The 6,550-nt window shown below is 70.6% G+C and carries 7 protein-coding genes; 4 read left to right on the top strand and 3 right to left on the bottom strand.

Going from position 1 to position 6,550, the window contains the following annotated elements:
• From ABT085_RS42265 to ABT085_RS42255, 3 genes are all read right to left on the bottom strand, one after another.
• Positions 1–565, bottom strand: a 565-nt coding sequence (locus ABT085_RS42265; RefSeq protein ID WP_351621228.1) for an oxygenase MpaB family protein, incomplete at its 3' end; no start/stop codon positions are given.
• Between the two features lie 153 nt (positions 566–718).
• Positions 719–1,504 carry a cache domain-containing protein gene (locus ABT085_RS42260; protein WP_351621225.1) on the bottom strand — a complete coding sequence of 262 codons (786 nt, stop codon included), beginning with the start codon at positions 1,502–1,504 and terminating at the stop codon, positions 719–721.
• 33 nt (positions 1,505–1,537) lie between these two features.
• Positions 1,538–2,275 (bottom strand): FadR/GntR family transcriptional regulator, encoded by a 738-nt coding sequence (locus ABT085_RS42255; RefSeq protein ID WP_351621222.1) that lies wholly within the window; start codon positions 2,273–2,275, stop codon positions 1,538–1,540.
• Between the two features lie 112 nt (positions 2,276–2,387).
• Here ABT085_RS42255 and ABT085_RS42250 point away from each other — a divergent pair, with 112 nt between their 5' ends.
• From ABT085_RS42250 to ABT085_RS42235, 4 genes are all read left to right on the top strand, one after another.
• Positions 2,388–3,467 carry an ABC transporter ATP-binding protein gene (locus ABT085_RS42250; RefSeq protein ID WP_351621219.1) on the top strand — a complete coding sequence of 360 codons (1,080 nt, stop codon included), beginning with the start codon at positions 2,388–2,390 and terminating at the stop codon, positions 3,465–3,467.
• A 62-nt stretch (positions 3,468–3,529) separates the two neighbouring features.
• Positions 3,530–4,729: an ABC transporter substrate-binding protein gene (locus tag ABT085_RS42245; protein ID WP_351621216.1), complete on the top strand. Its 1,200-nt coding sequence runs from the start codon at positions 3,530–3,532 to the stop codon at positions 4,727–4,729.
• Positions 4,730–4,734: 5 nt separating this feature from the next.
• Positions 4,735–5,625, top strand: coding sequence for an ABC transporter permease (locus tag ABT085_RS42240; RefSeq protein ID WP_351621213.1), 891 nt, complete (start codon positions 4,735–4,737; stop codon positions 5,623–5,625).
• A gap of 11 nt (positions 5,626–5,636) precedes the next feature.
• The gene (locus ABT085_RS42235; RefSeq protein WP_351621210.1) at positions 5,637–6,452 is read left to right on the top strand and encodes an ABC transporter permease; all 816 of its coding nucleotides are present in this window, start codon (positions 5,637–5,639) and stop codon (positions 6,450–6,452) included.
• Positions 6,453–6,550: the final 98 nt, after the last annotated feature.

Below are 6,550 nucleotides of genomic sequence, written 5' to 3'. Positions count from 1 at the left end.
GGACCCCGAGGGCGACGGCCACGCGTGCCGTGTCCGCGACGTACTCGTCGCGCTCCTCGGCCGTCAGCGGCCGGAGTCCGTAGCGCTGATGGGCGCCGAGAAAGGCGGCGGTCTCGGCGGCATGGACCCAGCCCAGCAGATGTGGGTCCGAGGCACGGTAGGCCGTTCCCTCGGGCGTCACCCCGCGGACCCGCTCGTGGACCGTCCGCACCTGCTCACAGGCGAGCCGGGCGCTGTCGGCGGTGCCGTACGTCGTCGTCGCCAGGAACGTGCTGGTCCGCTGGAGCCTGCCCCAGGGATCGCCGCGGAAGCCCGAGTGGGCGGACACAGCGGCCATGGCCAGCGGATGGAGGGACTGGAGCAGCAGGGCGGACAGTCCGCCGATGAACATGGACGCGTCTCCGTGCACCCTGCGGATGGGACGTTCCGGCCCGAACCAGCGGGGGCCCGGGGTGTCGTGGATCCGTGCGCGGTTGCGGGGACCGTCGGGTCCCGCCACGCGGGCGAAGATGCCGCCGCCCACGCGTTCGCGCAGTGCGCCGCTCCAGGGTCCGCTCTGTCCCATCGGCATCCGTGCCCTTCCGGTCGGACGGTCGCTGCCGTGTGCGCCCCGGTCACGGTACCTCCGCCGCGCGCGGGACGGGATCTGTCGCCTGTCGGCGGCGTCCGACGGGGGCGGGGGCCGCGTGGTCACACGGTGGGGGCGGTCCGCAACAGGTCAGCCGGTCGGCGTGACCAGCAGCAGCGAGGTCTCCCCGCAGGGGAAGAGGGCCAGTCCGTCCCGCGTCGTGGGCAGGGCCGCACCGGCGTGCAGCGCGGCGAAGTCGAACTCCCTGGTGAGCGAGCCGACGAGATGGTGCGGGTCGGTCGAGGCCGCCACCCGTCCGCGCGCGTTGACCAGCCTGGCCGGTGCGGGCAGGCGCCGCAGCAGCGGGGCGACGGTCGTCTCGAAGTGCCGCAGGTACACGTCCGCGGCGGCGACTCCCGCGAAGCGGCCTTCGCAGACGACCGGCAGGGAGAACGTGAGGCTGTACTCGTCCGAGCAGAGATAGTCGACGTAGGGGCCGGCGACGATACGACGGCCGGTGTCGCGCGGGTGCGCGTACCACTCCCAGTGCGTGTAGTCGGCGTAGGGCGAGTCGGAGCCCTCCAGGTCGAGCAGCAGTGGCGCGACCTGTCCGGCGGCGTCGGCCTGCCACCACTCCAGCAGGGTGTCGGTGTCCGCCAGCAGCCCCGGGGCGGCGACGAACCCGAGCCCGGAGACCAGACCGCCCTGCCGCAGACGGCTGGTCAGATGAGGCCGGAGCCCGGCCAGATCCGCCGAGAGGGGACGGCGGCCCTCGGCGGCGACCGCGGCCAGCCGTGCCGTGCACAGCGCCCGGGTCTGCGCGACCGTGTCGAAGACCCGCTCCACCACGTCACGGACGGCGTCGGAGAGGTCGTCGAGGACCGCCTGGTCGATCCCGGTCCCGGCCGGGGTCGTGGCGCGGAGGCCGCTGACCATAAGAGTCCTCCCCGGGCCGCAGCCTCGTCGCCGTCACAGTGCCCGCAGGCGCAGCTCCACCAGGCGGGCCACGGAGGTCCGGACGCACTCCTCCATCAGGGCACGCGCCTGGTCGCCCGCGCCATTCTGCAGGGCGCAGATTACGTCATGGTGACGACGCGTGACATCTTCCGCATAGGAGTTGTCGGCGAGGACCAGACACATCAGGGCACCGGCCTCGGCCTGGAGCGAGACGGCCGCCCGGGTCAGCCGCGCCGACTGGGCCGCCGCGGCCGCCTCGACATGGAACCGGCCGTAGATCCTCGCCCGTTCCGAGGGCTCGCGGGCCTGGCGCAGGGCCTGGAGCGAGCGCTGCATCGGTACGAGGTCGCCGGGCTCGGTGCGCTGCGCCGCCAGGTGGGCCGCGGCCCCCGAGACGGCCGCCCAGTGGTCACCCAGGTCGCGCAGTTCCTCGGTGCTCCAGTCGGCCAGCTGCTCGTGCAGCCGCTCGACGGGCGGTGCGGCGGGCAGTGTCACGAAGCTGCCGCCGCCGCGGCCCCGCCGGGTGGTGAGCAGGCCGCGGGTCCTGAGGGTGACGAGTGCCTCGCGCAGGGTCACGGTCGAGACGCCGAGCAGCGCGGCCAGTTCCAGCTCCCCGGGCAGCTGCTCGCCGTCCTCCAGCAGGCCGAGCTCGATGGCGTTGCCCAGTCGCCGGACGACGACGTCGACCCGCGCCTGCGAGTCCACGGGCACGAAGACAGCCCTGCGCGCTCCATGTGTCTCCTGCTGCACAGCCACCACCCCTAACCACTTGGATCACTCTTTACCCTAACGAGCTCTTGAGTTTTGAACTATGACTTCATATGTTTCGGTCCAACGCTCGACCACGCAGAAAGGTTCCCGTATGGGAAGCAACGCCATCCGGCTCCGGGGCGTACGCAAGTCCTTCGGTCAGACGGAGGTCGTCTCCGGGGTCGACCTCCAGATCGCGGACGGGGAGTTCTTCTCCCTGCTCGGCCCCTCCGGCTCGGGCAAGACCACCGTCCTGCGCATGATCGCCGGATTCGAGGAGCCCACCGGCGGCGTCATCGAGCTCGCCGGGCAGGACGTCACCCGCCGCGCCCCGTTCGAGCGGGACGTCCACACCGTCTTCCAGGACTACGCCCTCTTCCCGCACATGACCGTGCTGGAGAACGTCGCCTACGGCCTGAAGGTCCGCAAGGTCGCCAAGGCCGAGCGCCTGGTCCGGGCGCGCAAGGCCCTCGCCGAGGTCCGCCTCGACGGCTTCGGCGACCGGCGCCCCGCCCAGCTCTCCGGCGGCCAGCGCCAGCGCGTCGCCCTGGCCCGCGCCCTAGTCGGCCGCCCCCGGGTGCTGCTGCTCGACGAACCCCTCGGCGCCCTCGACCTCAAGCTGCGCGAGCAGATGCAGAGCGAACTGAAGGCGATCCAGCGGGAGGTCGGCATCACCTTCGTGTTCGTCACCCACGACCAGGAGGAGGCCCTGACGATGAGCGATCGCATCGCCGTCTTCCACCAGGGCCGCATCGAGCAGGTCGGCACCCCGGCCGAGATCTACGAACGGCCCGCGACCCCCTTCGTCGCCTCGTTCGTCGGCACCTCGAACCTGCTGGAGGGGGACGCGGCCCGGCAGATCGTCGGCGCCCCCGGCACCTACAGCATCCGCCCCGAGAAGATACGGGTCCTCGCCGCGGACGCTGCCGCCGATGCGGCCGAGTCCGGTGCGGCCGGCGCCTCCGCCGGGACCGGTGCCGCCGAGCTCTCCTCGGCCGCCGGAACCGTCGCCGAGGTCGTCTACCTGGGCGACGCGACCCGCCTCCTCGTCGACCTCGACGTCGGCGGCCGCCTCACCGCCGTCCAGCAGAACCTCGACACCTCCTCCGAGGACGTCGCCGCCTACCGGGGCAGCCGCGTCCGCCTCCAGTGGCGCCGCAGCCACGCCTTCCAGCTCCCCGACCGGCACTGACCTCCGGCACCGACCGGCTCCCACCTCCCAGTCGTCCCAGCCCTCCCAGCACGGAGAACCTCATGCGTCTCAACCGCACCCTCCGGGCCGCCGCCGCGGCCGCGGTCCTCCTCACGGCCGCCGCCTGCGGTTCCTCCGGATCCGGCGGAGGCTCCGCCGCCACCGGATTCAACCCGCCCGACCTCAAGGCGCCCTCGAAGCTCGGCAAGACCGAGGGCCAGGTCAACCTGATCGCCTGGGCCGGATACGTCGAGGACGGCTCCAACGACCCCAAGACCGACTGGGTCAGCGACTTCGAGAAGCAGACCGGGTGCCAGGTCAACTCCAAGGTCGCCGCCAGTTCCGACGAGATGGTCAAGCTGATGAAGACCGGCGAGTACGACGCCGTGTCCGCCTCGGGCGACGCCTCCCTGCGCCTGATCGCCTCCGGCGACGCGGCACCCGTCAACACCGACCTCGTGCCCAACTACAAGGACGTCTTCAGCGGCCTGAAGCAGCAGGCCTGGAACTCCGTGAAGGGCAAGGCCTACGGCATCCCGCACGGCCGCGGCGCCAACCTGCTGATGTACAACACCGACAAGGTGCAGCCCGCGCCCACCTCCTGGTCCGCCGTCTTCGACGACGCCTCCCGCTACAAGGGCCACGTCACCGCGTACGACTCGCCGATCTACATAGCCGACGCGGCCCTGTACCTCAAGGCCACCCGCCCGGAGCTGAAGATCAAGGACCCGTACGCGCTGGACCAGAAGCAGTTCGACGCCGCCGTGGACCTGCTCAAGAAGCAGAACGCCGACGTCGGCGAGTACTGGAGCGACTACCTCAAGGAGATCTCCGCCTTCAAGAGCGGCGACTCCGTCGTCGGCACCACCTGGCAGGTCATCGCCAACCTCGCGACCGACGAGGGCGCCAAGGTCAAGGCCTTCGTCCCCACCGAGGGTTCGACCGGCTGGTCCGACACCTGGATGGTGTCCGCCAAGGCCAAGCACCCCAACTGCGCCTACAAGTGGCTCGACTGGATCGTGTCCCCGAAGGTCAACGCCCAGGTCGCCGAGTACTTCGGCGAGGCGCCGGCCAACTCCAAGGCCTGCGCCGAGACCAGCGACAAGAACTGGTGCGCCACCTACCACGCCGGTGACGAGACGTACTGGAAGAACATCGCCTTCTGGAACACGCCCATCCAGCAGTGCCTGGACGGACGCACCGACGTCAAGTGCGTGCCCTACGCCAAGTGGGTCCAGGCCTGGACCGAGATCAAGGGCTGATCGAGATGACCTCTGCTGTGCAGGCCGCCGGACGTTCCCCCGTCCGGCGGCTCGCCGGGGCCCTGCACCGGCGCCCCCGACTCCGGCTGTCGCTGCTGCTGACCGCACCGCTGCTGTGGCTGGCCGTGCTCTATCTCGGCTCGCTGGCGGTGCTGTTCGTCTCCGCGTTCTGGACCACGGACTCCTTCACCTCCCAGGTCGTCCAGGTCTGGTCGACCGACAACTTCCACACGCTGTTCACCACGCCCGTGTTCCGCCAGGTGATCCTGCGCAGCATCGGCGTCGCGCTCGCGGTCACCGTCCTGTGCGCGGTGATCGCGTTCCCGCTCGCCTTCTACACCGCCCGCATCGCCGCACCGAAGCGGCGCCCGCTGCTGGTGGTGGCCATCCTCACCCCGCTGTGGGCCAGTTACCTCGTCAAGGTCTACGCCTGGCGGCTGATCCTCTCCGAGGGCGGCCTCGCGGACTGGATCCTGAAGCCGTTCGGCCTCGCGGGCCCCGGCTTCGGACTCCCCGCCGCCGTACTGACGTTGACGTACCTCTGGCTGCCGTACATGATCCTGCCGATCCACACGGCCCTGGAACAGCTGCCCGCGAACCTCCTGGACGCCTCGGCGGACCTGGGCGCCAGGGCGGGGCGCACCTTCCGGTCGGTCGTGCTGCCGATGGTGCTGCCCTCGGTCGCCGCCGGCTCGGTCTTCACCTTCTCGCTCAGCCTCGGCGACTACATCACCGTGCAGATCGTCGGCGGCAAGACACAACTGATCGGCAACCTCGTCTACTCCAACATCGAGCTCAACCTGCCCATGGCCGCAGCCCTCAGCACGGTCCCCGTCGTCGTCATCGTGGTGTACCTGCTCGCCATGCGCCGCACCGGCGCGCTGAGCAGCCTCTAGAGGAGCCCGTCGTGCAACTCTCCCGTACCGCGCGCGTCGCGCTGCGCGTCGCCGCCGGGTTCGGCTTCGCCGTGATCTACCTGCCGTTGCTGCTCGTCCTCGTCAACTCCCTGAACCCGGAGCGCAGTTCGAGCTGGCCGCCGCCCGGTCTCACCTTTCACTGGTGGTCCGTCGCCTGGGCCAACGACGGTGCCCGCGCGGCACTCTGGGTCTCCGTCAAGGCGGGACTCGGAGCCACCGGCATCGCGCTGCTGCTCGGCACGCTGATCGCCTTCGCCGTCAGCCGGCACCGCTTCTTCGGACGCGACGCCGTCTCGTTCGTCGTCGTGCTGCCCATCGCGCTGCCCGGCATCGTCACGGGCATCGCCCTGAACTCGGCGTTCAGCACGGTCCTGGAGCCGCTCGGGGTCGGCCTCGGCATGTTCACCGTGATCGTCGGCCATGCCACCTTCTGCATCGTCGTCGTCTTCAACAACGTCGTGGCCCGGCTGCGCCGCACCTCCGGCTCGTACGAGCAGGCGGCGATGGACCTGGGCGCCGACACCTTCCGCGCCTTCGCCGACGTGACCTTCCCGATGGTGCGCTCGGCGCTGGTGGCCGGCGGACTGCTCGCCTTCGCGCTCTCCTTCGACGAGATCGTGGTGACCACCTTCACCGCCGGGCCGGGCATCGAGACCCTGCCCATCTGGATCTTCAACAACATGACCCGTCCCCAGCAGGCGCCCGTGGTGAACGTGGTGGCGGCCGTCCTGGTGCTGCTCTCCGTCATCCCGATCTACGTCGCCCAGCGGCTGTCCGCCGACACGGCGACCGGCAGCAGGATCTGACCGCGGAAGATAGCTTCGCCCTGCACCACCCGTCATGTACCTGCCCGAGCACGACCTGTGTCTCGGGCCGGTTTTGTTTCCGGATGATGTGGAGATCC

This window comes from Streptomyces sp. NPDC002265 (assembly GCF_040296125.1).
Classification (GTDB): Bacteria; Actinomycetota; Actinomycetes; order Streptomycetales; family Streptomycetaceae; genus Streptomyces.
This window is presented reverse-complemented; position numbering and strand designations above follow the sequence as displayed.